Origin of the sequence: Rhodococcus sp. IEGM 1366 (genome assembly GCF_033142425.1) — a bacterium.
GTDB lineage: Bacteria > Actinomycetota > Actinomycetes > Mycobacteriales > Mycobacteriaceae > Rhodococcus_F > Rhodococcus_F globerula.
In genome coordinates this window covers 588,780-602,601 of sequence record NZ_JAWLRZ010000001.1, presented here as the reverse complement: position 1 = coordinate 602,601, position 13,822 = coordinate 588,780, and the positions used below count along the sequence as shown (strand labels likewise).

Annotated in this window: 16 protein-coding genes; 5 read left to right on the top strand and 11 right to left on the bottom strand. The window is 62.2% G+C overall.

From position 1 onward, the window contains the following. Positions 1-9 precede the first annotated feature (9 nt). Positions 10-1,701 carry an acyl-CoA dehydrogenase family protein gene (locus R4P64_RS02975; RefSeq protein WP_141485280.1) on the top strand — a complete coding sequence of 564 codons (1,692 nt, stop codon included), beginning with the start codon at positions 10-12 and terminating at the stop codon, positions 1,699-1,701. Between the two features lie 53 nt (positions 1,702-1,754). On the opposite strand, the gene R4P64_RS02970 is transcribed toward R4P64_RS02975, so the two are convergent. From R4P64_RS02970 to R4P64_RS02935, 8 genes are all read right to left on the bottom strand, one after another. Continuing rightward, on the bottom strand, positions 1,755-2,549 hold the full coding sequence (locus R4P64_RS02970; RefSeq protein ID WP_033237104.1) for an LLM class F420-dependent oxidoreductase: 795 nt from the start codon (positions 2,547-2,549) through the stop codon (positions 1,755-1,757). 64 nt (positions 2,550-2,613) lie between these two features. After that, complete coding sequence (locus tag R4P64_RS02965) at positions 2,614-3,342, bottom strand: ABC transporter ATP-binding protein (RefSeq protein WP_033237053.1); 729 nt, start codon at positions 3,340-3,342, stop codon at positions 2,614-2,616. Continuing rightward, on the bottom strand, positions 3,339-4,184 hold the full coding sequence (locus R4P64_RS02960; protein ID WP_045065957.1) for an ABC transporter permease: 846 nt from the start codon (positions 4,182-4,184) through the stop codon (positions 3,339-3,341). Before R4P64_RS02960 ends, R4P64_RS02965 begins: the two co-directional genes overlap by 4 nt. Beyond that, positions 4,181-5,182 carry an ABC transporter substrate-binding protein gene (locus R4P64_RS02955; protein WP_317819206.1) on the bottom strand — a complete coding sequence of 334 codons (1,002 nt, stop codon included), beginning with the start codon at positions 5,180-5,182 and terminating at the stop codon, positions 4,181-4,183. The genes R4P64_RS02960 and R4P64_RS02955 overlap by 4 nt, the downstream gene beginning before the upstream one ends. Further along, positions 5,179-5,532, bottom strand: a complete 354-nt coding sequence (locus R4P64_RS02950) for a ferredoxin family protein (RefSeq protein WP_033237056.1) — start codon at positions 5,530-5,532, stop codon at positions 5,179-5,181. Before R4P64_RS02950 ends, R4P64_RS02955 begins: the two co-directional genes overlap by 4 nt. Next, positions 5,529-6,296, bottom strand: coding sequence for an FAD-binding protein (locus R4P64_RS02945; RefSeq protein ID WP_317819204.1), 768 nt, complete (start codon positions 6,294-6,296; stop codon positions 5,529-5,531). Before R4P64_RS02945 ends, R4P64_RS02950 begins: the two co-directional genes overlap by 4 nt. A gap of 114 nt (positions 6,297-6,410) precedes the next feature. Further along, positions 6,411-7,205: an FAD-binding protein gene (locus R4P64_RS02940; RefSeq protein WP_317819202.1), complete on the bottom strand. Its 795-nt coding sequence runs from the start codon at positions 7,203-7,205 to the stop codon at positions 6,411-6,413. Positions 7,206-7,263: 58 nt separating this feature from the next. Next, positions 7,264-7,965 (bottom strand): Clp protease N-terminal domain-containing protein, encoded by a 702-nt coding sequence (locus R4P64_RS02935; RefSeq protein WP_033237058.1) that lies wholly within the window; start codon positions 7,963-7,965, stop codon positions 7,264-7,266. Between the two features lie 226 nt (positions 7,966-8,191). On the opposite strand from R4P64_RS02935, the gene R4P64_RS02930 reads away from it, so the two are divergent. Further along, complete coding sequence (locus R4P64_RS02930) at positions 8,192-8,800, top strand: ClpP family protease (protein ID WP_033237059.1); 609 nt, start codon at positions 8,192-8,194, stop codon at positions 8,798-8,800. 5 nt (positions 8,801-8,805) lie between these two features. Beyond that, on the top strand, positions 8,806-9,393 hold the full coding sequence (locus R4P64_RS02925) for an ATP-dependent Clp protease proteolytic subunit (protein WP_033237105.1): 588 nt from the start codon (positions 8,806-8,808) through the stop codon (positions 9,391-9,393). A gap of 1 nt (position 9,394) precedes the next feature. Here the strand turns inward: R4P64_RS02925 and R4P64_RS02920 are convergent, their stop codons facing one another. The 3 genes from R4P64_RS02920 to R4P64_RS02910 all read right to left on the bottom strand — a co-directional run bounded on the left by R4P64_RS02920 (position 9,395) and on the right by R4P64_RS02910 (position 11,162). Then, positions 9,395-9,763, bottom strand: a complete 369-nt coding sequence (locus R4P64_RS02920) for a helix-turn-helix transcriptional regulator (protein ID WP_317819198.1) — start codon at positions 9,761-9,763, stop codon at positions 9,395-9,397. Positions 9,764-9,824: 61 nt separating this feature from the next. After that, on the bottom strand, positions 9,825-10,322 hold the full coding sequence (locus R4P64_RS02915; RefSeq protein ID WP_317819196.1) for a TIGR04338 family metallohydrolase: 498 nt from the start codon (positions 10,320-10,322) through the stop codon (positions 9,825-9,827). Positions 10,323-10,325: 3 nt separating this feature from the next. After that, positions 10,326-11,162 carry a DUF2786 domain-containing protein gene (locus tag R4P64_RS02910; protein WP_317819194.1) on the bottom strand — a complete coding sequence of 279 codons (837 nt, stop codon included), beginning with the start codon at positions 11,160-11,162 and terminating at the stop codon, positions 10,326-10,328. A gap of 113 nt (positions 11,163-11,275) precedes the next feature. Between R4P64_RS02910 and R4P64_RS02905 the strand changes: the two genes are divergently transcribed. Further along, on the top strand, positions 11,276-12,349 hold the full coding sequence (locus R4P64_RS02905) for a sn-glycerol-3-phosphate ABC transporter ATP-binding protein UgpC (RefSeq protein ID WP_317819192.1): 1,074 nt from the start codon (positions 11,276-11,278) through the stop codon (positions 12,347-12,349). Between the two features lie 169 nt (positions 12,350-12,518). Continuing rightward, positions 12,519-13,808, top strand: a complete 1,290-nt coding sequence (locus R4P64_RS02900; protein WP_033237064.1) for an ABC transporter substrate-binding protein — start codon at positions 12,519-12,521, stop codon at positions 13,806-13,808. Positions 13,809-13,822: the final 14 nt, after the last annotated feature.

Below are 13,822 nucleotides of genomic sequence, written 5' to 3'. Positions count from 1 at the left end.
AGGTTTGTCATGACTGAACTTTCCGAAAACACCGTCACGCATCCGGCCCCGCATCGCACGCATGCGGTGCTCAATCAGTCGGTGCCGCGTACCGACGTCAACGAGTTCCTTCTCGACACCGTGCTTGCGGAAGGCGTCGTACGCCATGATGCAAACTGGGCAACAGAGGAACTGACCGGAATCGGTGAACTTGTCGGCAGTGCTGGCTTCCAGCACGATGCCGAGTTGGCAAACACCGTCATCCCCGAACTGCACACCTTCGACCGGTGGGGTAACCGCATCGACGAGGTGGAATATCACCCGTCGTACCACCGCATCATCTCGGCCGCGGTCGCTCACGGAGCGCATACCTCGGCGTGGGAGAACCCCAAGCCCGGTGCCAATGTTGCTCGCGCAGCGGCATTCATGCTGTTCTCCCAGGTCGAACCCGGTCATGCGTGCCCCATCTCCATGACACATGCCGTAATCCCCTCGCTCGAGCTGCAGCCTGATGTCGCCGCCATCTGGACGCCGCGCGCACTCTCACGCAGCTACACGCCCGAGTTGGACGCCCCCGGAAAGGCATCCGCCATCTTCGGTATGTCCATGACGGAGAAGCAGGGCGGCTCCGACGTACGCGCCAACACCACCATCGCGAAGCCCGCGGGCCGCGGCGGTCCGGGTGCCGATTATCTGCTCACCGGCCACAAGTGGTTCTGCTCGGCACCGATGTCCGACGCCTTCCTCGTGCTGGCTCAGGCTGAAGGTGCTGCAGGCGAAGGTCTTTCGTGCTTCCTGCTCCCGCGCATCCTGCCCGACGGCACGCGCAACGTCTTCCGCATCCAGCGTCTGAAGAACAAGCTGGGCAACAAGTCCAACGCGTCATCCGAGATCGAGCTCGACGGCACCGTCGGCACCATGATCGGTGAGCCAGGCCGTGGTGTGCGGACCATCATCGAGATGGTGTCGCAGACGCGTCTCGACTGCATTCTCGGCAGTACCGCCGGAATGCGGCAGTCGGTCGCTGAGGCAGTGTGGCACGCACGTCACCGCAGCGCTTTTGGTGCCGTCCTGGCGGATCAGCCTGCCATGACGTCGGTGCTCGCGGACCTGGCGCTTGAATCCGAGGCCGCGACCATCACCGCACTGCGTTTGGCTCGTGCGCAGGACAACGACGCAGACGAGCAGGAAAAGGCGTTCCGTCGCCTCGCGACAGCCGTCGCGAAGTACTGGATCTGCAAGCGCGGCCCGCATCACTCGTACGAGGCTCTCGAATGCCTGGGTGGCAACGGGTACACCGAGGACTTCCCGCTGGCTCGTCGCTACCGCGAACAGCCCGTCATGGCCGTTTGGGAGGGTTCAGGCAACGTCATCGCGCTCGACGTATTGCGCGCGATGACTCGTGAACCCGATTCCGTCGCCGCCTTCGATCACGAGGTCAACCTCGCCCGTGGCAACAACCCGGTTCTCGATCAGCACCTCGACCGGGTACGACGCCAGCTCGGTGAGCTCGCCACGATGGCACCCGCTGACGCGCAGCTGAGGGCTCGGACCGTCGTCGAAGCCATGGCGCTCGCGCTTCAGGCGTCGCTGATGGTGCGTTACGCGCCGGCCGCGTCGTCGGAGGCGTTCATTGCCGCTCGACTGGGCGAGGATCGTGGTCACGAGTACGGAACCCTGCCGGTGGGAACTGATTTCGCAGGGATTCTCGCTAGGGCGTAACCGCCCCGTGCGCCTTTCTGGTAGTTCCCGCTACCAAAAAGGCGCACAGGCCTTCAGGCCAACCCACTCAACGCAGGAGCGGTATTCTCATCGCGCCACCCGATTGCCTCGACGAGGGTTGTCAGGTCGTAATCCGGTCCGCTCGAACTGACTGTGAAGAGAGTGACGCCGTCGGCCACCAGGTCGGCGGCGTTCTCCAATCCGGGCCACGGGGCGGAATGCTCCACATCCAGGGGATTGCGTCCGACAGCGGCGCAGTGATCGGCCAGGATGTCGGACTTGCGCAGGTGCGTCTCGCGGTCGCCGAAGCTGTGCCACACATCGGCATACTCGGCGACCAGTCGCAGGGTCTTCTTCTCTCCGCCACCGCCGATCAGAACCGGGATATTGCGCGTCGGCGGCGGGTTGCCACCGGCCAGTCGCCGTGTGATGCGAGGCAGGTACTCGCCGAGCAGTTTCAGCCGTGAACCTGGGGTGCCGAAGTCGTAGCCGAACTGGTCGTAGTCCTTCTGGAACCAGCCGGCGCCGATGCCGAGGATGAGGCGTCCACCGCTCATGTGGTCGACGGTTCGCGCCATATCGGCCAGCAGATCGGGATTGCGGTAGCCACCCCCCGTGACCAGGGCACCGATCTCCACACGTTCGGTCTGCTCGGCCCAGGCCCCGAGCATGGTCCAGCATTCGAAATGGGCTCCGTCGGGATCGCCGGTCAACGGGTAGAAGTGGTCCCAGTTGAAGACGATGTCGACCCCCGCGTCTTCTGATCGCAGAACCGCGTCGCGGATCAGCCCGTAGTCGGGTGCGTGCTGGGGTTGGAGTTGAACACCGATGCGTACCGGACGAGTCATGCCGCGCTCCTGCCGAGAGGAAATGGTTACTCCCTTCATCATGGCCGGGAAGACCCGGTTGCCGCTACGTGTGGGCAGCACCAACCGACTCGTGGACCCCCAGTTCTTCGAGTAGGCGAGTGCGCAGAGCTGTATACCCCGGTTGCGCTGGATTGCGCGGTTGCGCGAACGAGACGTTTTCGAGGATGCTCAAACGACCGTCGCGCAACACCGCAATACGATCCGCGAGCAGGATTGCCTCGTCGATGTCGTGAGTCACCAGCAGCACTGCCGGACGATGTTTGCGACACAGTTCCGCCACCAAGGCCTGCATGCGGAGTCGGGTGAGCGCGTCGAGTGCCGCAAACGGCTCGTCCAGCAGCAACAATTGTGGGTTGCGTACCAACGCCCGGGCCAATGCGACGCGCTGCGCTTCGCCACCGGACAAGGTTGTGGGCCAAGCCCGTTCGCGCCCCGCTAGTGACACCTCGGCCAACGCAGCGGTTGCGGCTTCGCGATTCTTCCGGGTAGCGCGCTGACCCAGTATGACGTTGTCCTGGACGCGCTTCGACGCAATGAGGCGAGGCTCCTGGAAGACGACCGTCCGCGCATCCGGTGCGTGCACCTCCCCGGCGTCGTATCCCTCGAGGCCGGCAAGAATTCGCAGGAAGGTTGTCTTGCCACTGCCGCTGGCTCCGAGGAGTGCAACGAACTCCCCCGGTTGCACGTCGAGCGAGAAACCGTCCAGGATTGTGCGATCACCAAAAGTCTTGACGATGCCACTGGCGCGTACACCGGTGTCTCGAATACTCATGCGGACTTCCCCCATTGCTTGTACGGCATCAGGATTCGCTCGATAGCTCGAACGAGAAGGTCGACCGACAACCCCCAGATTGCGTAGATGATCACGACAACCACCAGGATGTCGGTCTGGAAATACTGCTGAGCTGAGGTCATCAGGAAACCCAGGCCCTTGGGGGCATTGCTCAACTCGGCGACGATGAGCGCGAGAAGCGACACCGACAGCGAGACCCGCAGTCCGACAAGCACCGACGGAATCATCTCCGGCAGGATCACCTGACGGATCAACCCGATGCCACGGAGCCCGAACACTCGTCCGGCTTCGATGACCTTGCGATCCACGTTTCGCACGCCGCTGTGAGTGTTGATGTACAGCGGAAACAGCGCTGCTGCCGCAATGATGATGATCTTGGGGCGTTCGTCGATGCCGAACCACAGGATCAGCAACGGAGTGATTGCGAGAAACGGGATGGTGCGGAGCATTTGCAGCGTCGGGTCGAGGAGTTTGTCGGCCAGAGCAAACAGGCCGGAGATGATGCCGAGCGATAGTCCCAGTGCCCCGCCGATGGCAAATCCGATGGCAACACGGACAAGCGATACCGAAAGGTTCTCCCACAGAACCCCTGTCGTCAGCAGTTCGACAAATGCGGACCACACCGACCACGGCGACGGGAAGGTCTTCTCGTCGATCTTGCCGGTCGCCGATCCCACTGCCCATAAGGCGAGCAGTGCAACCGGGACGCTTGCGCGCAGCGCGACATCGGTCAATCGTGAGCGTCGCCGCCGACGGGTAGGTGCCGGCGCGAGATGCTCAGGCGCTCTCACCGTGGGCAGTGCCGGTGCTTCCACACTCATGACACTGCCCAGGTCGTGACGTCGAAGGCATTAGGGGCCTTACCGGACTTGACCAGGAAGTCGAGCGTCGAACGCACCGTGTTCAATCCGTCCGGATCAACTGGTTCGCTCTGGAAATTCCACAGTGTTGCTTCCTTGACCACATCTACCGGTGAGCCGGTGGCATCAAAAACGAACTGAGCATAGGCGTCGTGGTCCGCATCGATTGCTTTGTCTCCGGCCTGAATGACCTCCCAAACCGCCTTTGCCAGTTCGGGATTCGCCACAAAAGTCTCACGCGAAGTCAGGGCGACGCTGGTGGCCAGCAGATCGGGGTCGTCGACGCTCGCCTTGGACAGAATGGGGAAGTTGATCTGCTTGCGCCAGATGCCGGCCGTCGTCGCGGGAAGTGGAACGGCGTCGATGTCGCCGCGCTGCAGGGCAGGTAGCGCGTCGGCGAAGAGCAGATTCACCAACTCCACCTGATCTGCAACACCGGCCCGTTCGAGTACGGCGCGTCCGTACTTGTCGAAGTTGGAGCCGAATTGGAGTCCCACCTTCTTTCCGGCAAGATCTTCGATCTTCGACACTCCACCTTCTCGGCCGAGGAACCAGATATCGGACGCGGGCTTGTCGATCACCAAGGCGGGCACGTCGATTCCGCTGGCCTTGGCCTGAACGGCCGGTGTGTCACCGATCAGGCCGACCTGTACGTCGCCCGTCTGCAATGCCTGCACCACCGGCGGACCGTTGTTGAAGCCGACGAAGGCTTTGTACTCGAATCCGTACTTCTCGAGAATCGGTTGTGCCAGACCCTCGTGGACGGCGTAACCGAACGAGGTTGTGTCCGTGGGGGATTTACCGGCCGCACCGTTCCACGGAGCGCCCACTGTCAACGGAATCAGTGACGCCGACGTACCCTCGGTGGCTTCCGAGGTCGACGAGCACGCGGTCACCGTTGCGAGAAGTACGATTCCCAGCAGTGCGGCAAGGCTTTTGGTGCGAGTGCGGATGGTCATGGTGTTCTCCTGGCATTCTGGGCAAGCTGGTGATAGTCGGCTGTGGATTGTGTCGGGCGGGCGGACGATTTGCGCCACCCGACGCGTTCGCGGTACATCCCGAGCAGGTTCTGCCCGAGAAGGTGCTCTTCGTCGAGGAACTCGGAGCCCTGCGGTTCCGGTGTGCGTGAGGGCGAGACGAACATGGCGTCGGCCGGGCAGTACGCCTCACACTGGAAACACGTCTGGCAGTCCGAATGTCTGGCGATCACGGGAGGGGCGTCCGGGACGGCTTCGAAGACGTTCATCGGACAGATCCGGACGCAGATGTCGCACGTAGTGCAGCGGTCGGCGTTGATGATCTCGATCATGACGCACTCCCCTGCGTGGCCAATGTGATACCAACACGGGGTAATTCGGTATCCGGCTCCACCCAGATATCGTCAAGCCCGCCACTGAGTAGTCGGTGAGCTTGGCTCGAATCCGTGTCAGGGAAATCGGTGCGGGTATGCATGCCACGGGTTTCCGTGCGCGCCATGGCCGTACGTACCGCCCACCGGCCCATCGCCAGCATTCCGGCGCTCTCGCGTTGCGCGATTGCCTCCATGCCGGAGTATTCGACGATCGGGGCGGAAGATGTGCTCTCCCACAGTCGATCGAGGCGAGCAGCCGAGTCGGCAAGTCCGTCGTTGCTGCGGAAAACTGCCTTGTCGATCGGCAGCATTTCGGACTGGATCGAGCGAACAGCGTCGTCGACGTTGTTGACACCTCGACCACGAACACCGAGGGTTCCGGACGGTTCGACATCGAATCGGGTTGGTAATCCACGATGTGCGGAGAATCCGGCCGCAGCGCGTCCAGCCCACGTCCCGGTCGCAATGGCCCACGACAGGTTGGGGCCACCCGCTCCGGTGGCAGCGCCGACTATGCGGTCGCGCGCCGCGATATCGCCTGCCGCGTAGAGGCCGGACACTCCCGTCGACGCCTCGTAGTCGAGAATGTGTATTCCGCCCGTACCCCGGACAGTTCCTTCTTGGACCCAATCCATCGGGAACCGTTCGTTGAAGGGATCGATCCCGAGTTTGTCCGTCACCATGAAGAAGTTGGGCATCGCAGCGCGCAGCGCCGGCCACATTTCTTTGTCGAACTGAGTGAACTGTGCGGTGATCGTGCCGCGCAGAGAAGCACCGAGAAGCTCTGCGCGGCTTTGGTGAAGGTCGTGATACCGGATCGGTTCACCGCGGTGATCCTAGTACGACGCGGAGACGAAGAATCCGTTCTTGTCCATGCTGGTTCCGAAGGGCACCATTCCGTAGAAGTTCGAGAACTCCATGCTGGAGAGATGGGCGCCGACTTCGACGGCCATCAAGTGCCCCTCGCCAGTGTTCACGTCACCGCCGAGTGAGTGGCTCTTCCACGTGGTGCCGCCAGTCGCGAGGATCACGGCGCCGGCGTCGACGCGCCAGGGCCGTTTGACCTGACGCTGGTAACCCGTTGCCCCGGAGACAGTTCCGTTGGAATCCACGAGAAGTTCCAGTGCCGGGCTGTGGTCCAGTACATGGACTCCGGATTTCTTGACCTTCCCACGCAGGAAGCGGAGGTAGTCCGGGGCGGCGCCGGAAAATGATCGCTCGCCGGGACGGGCGCCGAACAGTGAGCCGGGACTGCGCGGCTTGGCACTGGGCTTGTATCCCCATTCCGGGATGAGAGCTGTTCGCTCCCAAGCCTCGTCGAGAACCGCTTCGGTCCAGACTCGATCGGTGATGAAACCACCGGAGCGTTCGCGCCGCGAGATTTCTTCGTCGCGACGCTCCGGAACCGGGGGCACGAGCCAATGGCCGACTCCCGCCGTCGCGGCTACACCGCTTGCGCCGACATAGCCTTTGTCTACCAACATGACACTGGCGCCGGATTCCGCTGCGGCAACTGCCGCCCAGGTTGCCGCCGGTCCGCCGCCGACAATCAGCACGTCGGTCGACACATGCAGACTCTCGGAATCGTCCGTGACTATCTGTCCGTGAAAGCGAGGGAGTGAGCGCGCCATGACAGCGCACCTCCATTCTGGAATGCGTGAGAAGAGAGGGGGCTACGAGTTTTTCGCTCTAGCTACACGAAGACGAGAGAGAAGCCTCGAGGCGCGCGAGGCGGTCGGTGATCTTGGCGAGTTCCGTGAGGATCGCAGCTTGGCCGGCCGGTGCATATCGGTTTGTGTGGCCGACACCAACTTCGATCAAGCCGAGGGCTTGGTGAGTGGTCACCTGGAAGAATCCGAGGTGGTCCAGGACGTCGGCGGCATATCCTGTGGAAGCGTTTGCCAAGGCCCACACCAAATTTGCGCCGTTTACGACCGAGTTTCCGGCCAAGTGCGCATCGGCCACTGCTGCTTCGAGAATCACGCGGGCCGCGGGGCCGTACGTGACGTCGCTGTCGTCGACGGGTGCCTTGTCGGGTACCACCAGATCGAGAGTTTTCTGTATGGATGCGCGGGTCAGCCCGAGGTGGTCGAGACCGCGCAGTATGAGGTTCTCTTCCTCGTCGAGGAGAGCTTGCAGCAAGTGTTCGGAATCAACTGTCAACGAACCTTTTCTGGCCGCAGCGGCCGGAGCCAGGGATATCACCGATGCCAGGTGAGGGCTGAACGGCAGATCGGTCTCGATATGCTCGGTGATGCGCACCGAAGAATCGGGTGCTTCGCGATCGAGTGCGCCGCGAAGCGCCATTTGGCAGATCGCCGAGATCGGGAGTTGTCGGGCACGTACCGCTGCCGCGAGGTCGTCCGGAACATAGACGTTGATCTTTGGCATCTGCCCCGGCCTCTCTCGCAACTCGACACCCTGACCTGCACTGATGTGCATAACCCCATATAACCCCCACTGCGTGGCGACGACAATGGCGGTTGCCGTCGATAAGGCGGAAAAGTGCTGCTCACGGGTTTAGTTCAGGCTGGTCCGAATCATCGGGTTCAGGTCCGGGTCTGCCTACAGCAGACAATCTGGATTCCAGCGCCGCGGCGGCGGTAGGAATGGATTCATGACTACTCCAACCCTCACCGACACCGGATATCGTGACCTGCTGACAGACAGGCTCTTTCGTCAACGAACAATCTTGCTGACCGGCGAGGTGAACGACGACATGGCCGAGCGCGTGTGCTCGGAATTGGTGCTCCTCGCCACTACCGACCCCAAGCGCGACATCGTGCTCTACATCAATTCACCCGGCGGATCGGTGTTTGCCGGTCTCGCCATCTACGACACCATGAAGCTCATCCCCAATGACGTCGTGACGGTAGCGATGGGATTTGCCGCCAGTATGGGTCAGGTGCTTCTCTGCTCCGGTACACATGGCAAGCGAATCAGCCTGGCGCACAGTCGCATCATGATGCACCAGCCGTCAGCGGGTATCGGTGGCACAGCGGTGGATATCGCGATCCAGGCCGAGAGCCTCGAGTTGATGAAGCGTCAGTCGCAGGAAATTCTGGCCGCCGAAACGGGCCGGACCGTCGAAGAAATCGAGATAGACAGCGACCGAGATCGTTGGTTTACCGCCGAGCAGGCACGCGAATACGGAATCGTCGACCGCGTCGTGACGACGTTCGCCGAGATCGCACCGCAGGCTACCTTCCCCAAGATCGGATTGTGAACATCATGTCCCAGTACACGATTCCCAGCGTCATCGAGCGAACACCAACGGGTGAGCGATCTTTCGATATCTTCAGTAGGCTGCTCAACGAGCGCATCGTCTTTCTCGGCACCGAGATCGACGACGGCGTCGCCAACGTCGTGATGGCTCAGATGCTGCACCTGCAGGCCGACAACCCGGATCGCGAAATCGGTTTGTACATCAACTCTCCCGGCGGTTCCACCACTGCGATGCTCGCGATCTACGACACGATGCAGTTCTTGAAACCCACGATTTCGACGTACTGCATGGGGCAGGCGGCGTCGGCTGCTGCGGTGCTGCTCGCCGCCGGTACTCCGGGCCATCGGCATGTTCTCGCCCATTCCCGGGTGCTGCTGCACCAACCGTCGACGCAAGGTAGCGGCACCATCTCGGACCTGGCGCTTCAAGCGGCTGAGATCCTGAGAATCCGCGAGCAGACGGAGACGATCTTGAGTAAGCACACCGGTCAGAGCGTCGAGCGACTTCGAAAGGACACCGATCGGGACCGGATATTCACCGCCCACGACGCGATCTCCTATGGCCTGGCTGACAGCTTGATCGAAGGGAACTGACTCAGGCCGCCATCAGGACGGGGCCGGAGATCGGTGTCGGAGAGTGCCCGAAGGTGAGGGAATTGAGTGCAATTATCTTGTTGCCCGATCGGAACAGCAAGTGCTCCAGCGGCATCCCCAAGGCTTCACAGATCGCGCGCAGGATTTCCGACGACGGTTCCTTCTTGCCTCGCTCGATCTCGGACAGGTATTGCTTCGACATTCCGACCTGGGCGGCTACGTCGCCGAGTGTCCGGTCCTGATCGCGTCGGACCTCACGCAACACTCGTCCGTACGCTTCGCGGATCAGTGGGGGCTTACGCGCAGGTGCATCCGGGTTGGGCAGTTCCGACCCACCCTTGACCAGGACCAATCTGCGCTGCGCATCCATACGCCGAGTATTCCAGCCGACCAGTGCGGCCACTACCGGGTTCGCCGAGGGCAGAGAGGGCTCAGTCGGTTCGAACACCACCGGCAAGAAACATCGCACGCAGGACGAAGGCAGCCTCGGGCCCGATGATTTCGTCGACCAGCGTGAGGTATCGGTCGACGAACTCGGGCCCGTGGGAAGCCTCGTCGGAGTCGGGGTTGCCGAGGTGGTGTGCGAGTTCGTGCAGGACAACAAGTTCGCGCAACGCCCAGCGCCCGTCTCGATCATCGGGGACGGCGATGGTGCCATTCGAGTAGTGAGCGGCAGTGTTTCCGGCGCGGGCGCGCACCATTACCGAAACACTTGCGCGGGGCCAGGTTTCCCCCACCCAGTTCAGTGCAAGAACCTGCTTGCAATACGTTTGTACCGACTCCACGGATCCGAATTTGCGCTCGACCGGCAGCGTGATGGTGGATCCCAGAACTTCGACGCTACGTGTCCCCCGCTGGTCCGCACGGTCGAACATGGTGCGCACCAAGGTTTCTGCCTCGTAGACGGCGGACTGCTGCTTATCTCTCACCGCTCACCTACCCCCGTCCCTTCGCTCGCCCCGTCCGATCTGCCCCTTGACGCCACCGATCTCCGGGAGGTTTCCCAGCCGTGCTGATCTGGCCGCCTTGTCCCCTGCCTGACGTGCATGCGACGAATGCCCGGCACTTGCCCGGCCGCCGCCCTGCCATGTACCGCGTGCCTTGGAATTTGACGAATAGTAGTCCTTGAGTTCGATTTCCTTGTTACGCAACACCAGTGCGGTTTCCGAGGATGACGCAGTCGACACTGTTTCCGTCTCCTTCTTCGTTTCCGCCAACCGGGCACCGATGCGCGCCGCATAGGCCATCTGGAAATTGAGCCGTGCGGTCACTCCGGCAACAGGCTTGCGGACCTGAGTGCTGACGCGTCGTCGTCCGCGAGTTTCGACGACCGTCCGCACGGACGTTTCACCGCGGTACGCACCGGAGCGCACATACGCGTCGGAATCTCGCACCATCTGGAACAGAAGGCTCGAGTACAGGGCCTCACACACGTCGATGTCGCCGGCAAATCCGTACGCGAAGATGACCGCAGACGTCTGCGCGATGTCGCACTGCACGTCATTGGCGGCAGCGATGGCGATGAACAGCTGAGCATAGGTCCGCAAGCCACGCTTGCCGGGCTCACCGATCGTGATGAGCCGTTGGGTGGGCGTCGCCCGTTTTTCGGACGACGCCGTGTGTGCACGGGCCACCGCCAGGTCGATGGCCGAGTTGGTGGCCAACCGCTGTGCGGCCGCCATGAAGGCTTCACCTTCGTGGGGATTATCGGTGGATTCTGCCTGACGAAGCAGAGCGCCGATGCGGGTCAACATCTTCTCCGAACTCACCGCAGAAGGGTACTCCCGGATACCGACAGCGGCGCTTATGCTGCTGGGGCACACACTCACCCTCAACTTGGATCGTCCGGCACGTTCCTGCCGGTAGAAGGGATCAACCCGTCATGGCTTCAGTGACATTCGAGGGAACTACCTGCCTGTTTCCCGGATCGAATTCCCCCGCAGTCGACAAGCTCGACCTCCAGATCGAGGACGGCGAGTTCCTTGTTCTCGTCGGACCGTCCGGTTGTGGAAAGTCGACGACGCTCCGCATGCTGGCGGGTCTCGAGGAGGTCCACAGTGGCCGCATTCTCATCGGTGACCGCGACGTCACGGGTCAGGAACCCAAGGAACGCGACATCGCGATGGTGTTCCAGAACTACGCCCTGTACCCGCACATGACGGTCGCCGAGAACATGGGATTTGCGCTCAAGTTGGCGGGCACCAACAAGACGGAAACCCGGGCTCGCGTCGAGGAAGTTGCCAAGATGCTCGACCTGGAGCCGTACCTGGATCGCAAGCCGAAAGCGCTGTCCGGTGGCCAGCGTCAGCGAGTTGCGATGGGCCGCGCCATCGTCCGCCAACCGCAGGTGTTTCTGATGGACGAGCCGCTCTCCAACCTCGACGCAAAACTGCGGGTGCAGACGCGTACGCAGATCGCGCAATTGCAGCGACGCCTCGCGACCACGATGGTCTACGTGACGCACGATCAGGTCGAGGCCATGACCATGGGTGACCGCGTCGCCGTCCTCGACAAGGGAATCCTGCAGCAGTGTGCGTCGCCGCGGGAGCTCTACAACCGGCCGAAGAACGTGTTTGTTGCCGGTTTCATGGGCTCGCCCGCGATGAATCTCTTCACCCTTCCGCTCACCGACGGCGGTGTGGCGTTCGGTGACGTGGTTGTTCCTGTTTCCCGTGAAACATTGAACGGAACACCCGAGACCGAAGTTGTGCTCGGAATTCGTCCGGAACACCTCGAGATTGCCGCTGCGGGAATTCCGATGGACGTCGACGTCGTCGAAGAACTCGGGTCCGACGCCTACGTCTACGGCCGCACGACTATCGGTGGCAGCCCACAACAGATCGTGGCGCGAGGTGATTGGCGTAATCCGCCGCAGAAGGGTGATCGCGTGAATCTTCGAGTCGACCCGGGCAAGGTGCACATTTTTGCATCCAGCGACGGCCGTCGCCTCGGCTGATTCGACGTTCTAATCCGACACATGAACGATTCAGGTTCGCCGTAATACCAACAAGTAGGGGTGTCTCGTGCCACAGTAGGGGCCGATGCCGGGAGCCGGCACTCATGGCGCATGCCGTGACGTCGGCTACCGGGATGTCTTTTGTCGTATACAAGCGGGGAGCGAATCCATGGTTCTGAACTCGAAGGCGATGCGTCGGGCTGCAATTGCAGCGTCGGCAGTGTCGATGCTGGTACTGGCCGGTTGTTCGTCCGATTCGGACAACGGCGGCGACACCACCACCACAGCCGCATCCGGGGGATCGTCCTCCAGCGAAGGCCGCGGCCCCATCACGATCGTCGAGGGCCAGGATGCCCTGAATGAGGCGCTCGAAAACATCATCTCCGACTGGAATGCCGAGCATCCGGACGAGAAGGTCACCCTGAAGCCACTGGCGAAGGAAGCCAACGCGCAGGTCGACGACATCACCCAGCGCATGCAGGCCAAGAGCGACGAGTACGACCTCATCGGCGTCGACGTCGTCAACACCGCGCAGTTTGCTGCCAACGGCTGGCTGGCTCCGCTCGAGGGTGACCTGAAGATCGACACGTCGGGCCTCCTCGAGTCCACGGTCGCGTCGGGCACGTACAACGGCAAGCTCTACGCAGCGCCCAAGAACACCAACGCCGCGTTCCTGTACTACCGCAAGGACCTCGTCGAGAAGGCTCCCACCACGTGGGCCGAGCTCAAGGAAAACTGCCCGAAGGCTGTCGAAGCCGGCATCTCCTGCTACGTCGGTCAGTTCAAGAACTACGAAGGCCTGACGGTCAACACCACCGAGATCACCAATGCCTACGACGGACCGTGGGTCGCTGCTGACGGCATCACCCCGGCGATCGACGACAAGACGAAGGAAGGCGTGCAGTTCATCGTCGATTCCTTCGCCGACAACACGATCCCGCAGGAAGCACTGACGTACTCCGAGGGTGAGTCGCAGAGCGCCTTCGGTGAAGGCAAGGCCCTGTTCATGCGTAGCTGGTCCGGCTTCTCGGTCGACGGCGAAGAGACGTCGGTCGCCGGCAAGTACGGCTACACCGTCCTTCCGGGTGTCGACGGACCGGGCGCGTCGACGGTCGGCGGCTACAACGTCGGCATCAGTGCCTTCTCGGACGCTCCGGCCACGGCACGCGACTTCCTCGAATTCATGCAGACCAAGAAGTCGCAGACGTACTTCACCGCGGTCGGCGGCGCGCCCGTCCTCTCGGCTGTCTACGACGACCCGGCAGTACTTGCAGAGTTCCCGTACTTCGCGACACTGAAGGAAGCGCTTGCCACCGCGCAGCCGCGTCCCGTCACGCCGTACTACACGCAGGTGTCGAAGTCGATTTCCGACAACACCTACGCTGCTATTCGCGGCGAGAAGACCGTCGAGCAGGCTTTGGCGGACACCAAGGCCGGCATCGAAACCGCCGGTAACTGATCTACCAGGAGCAA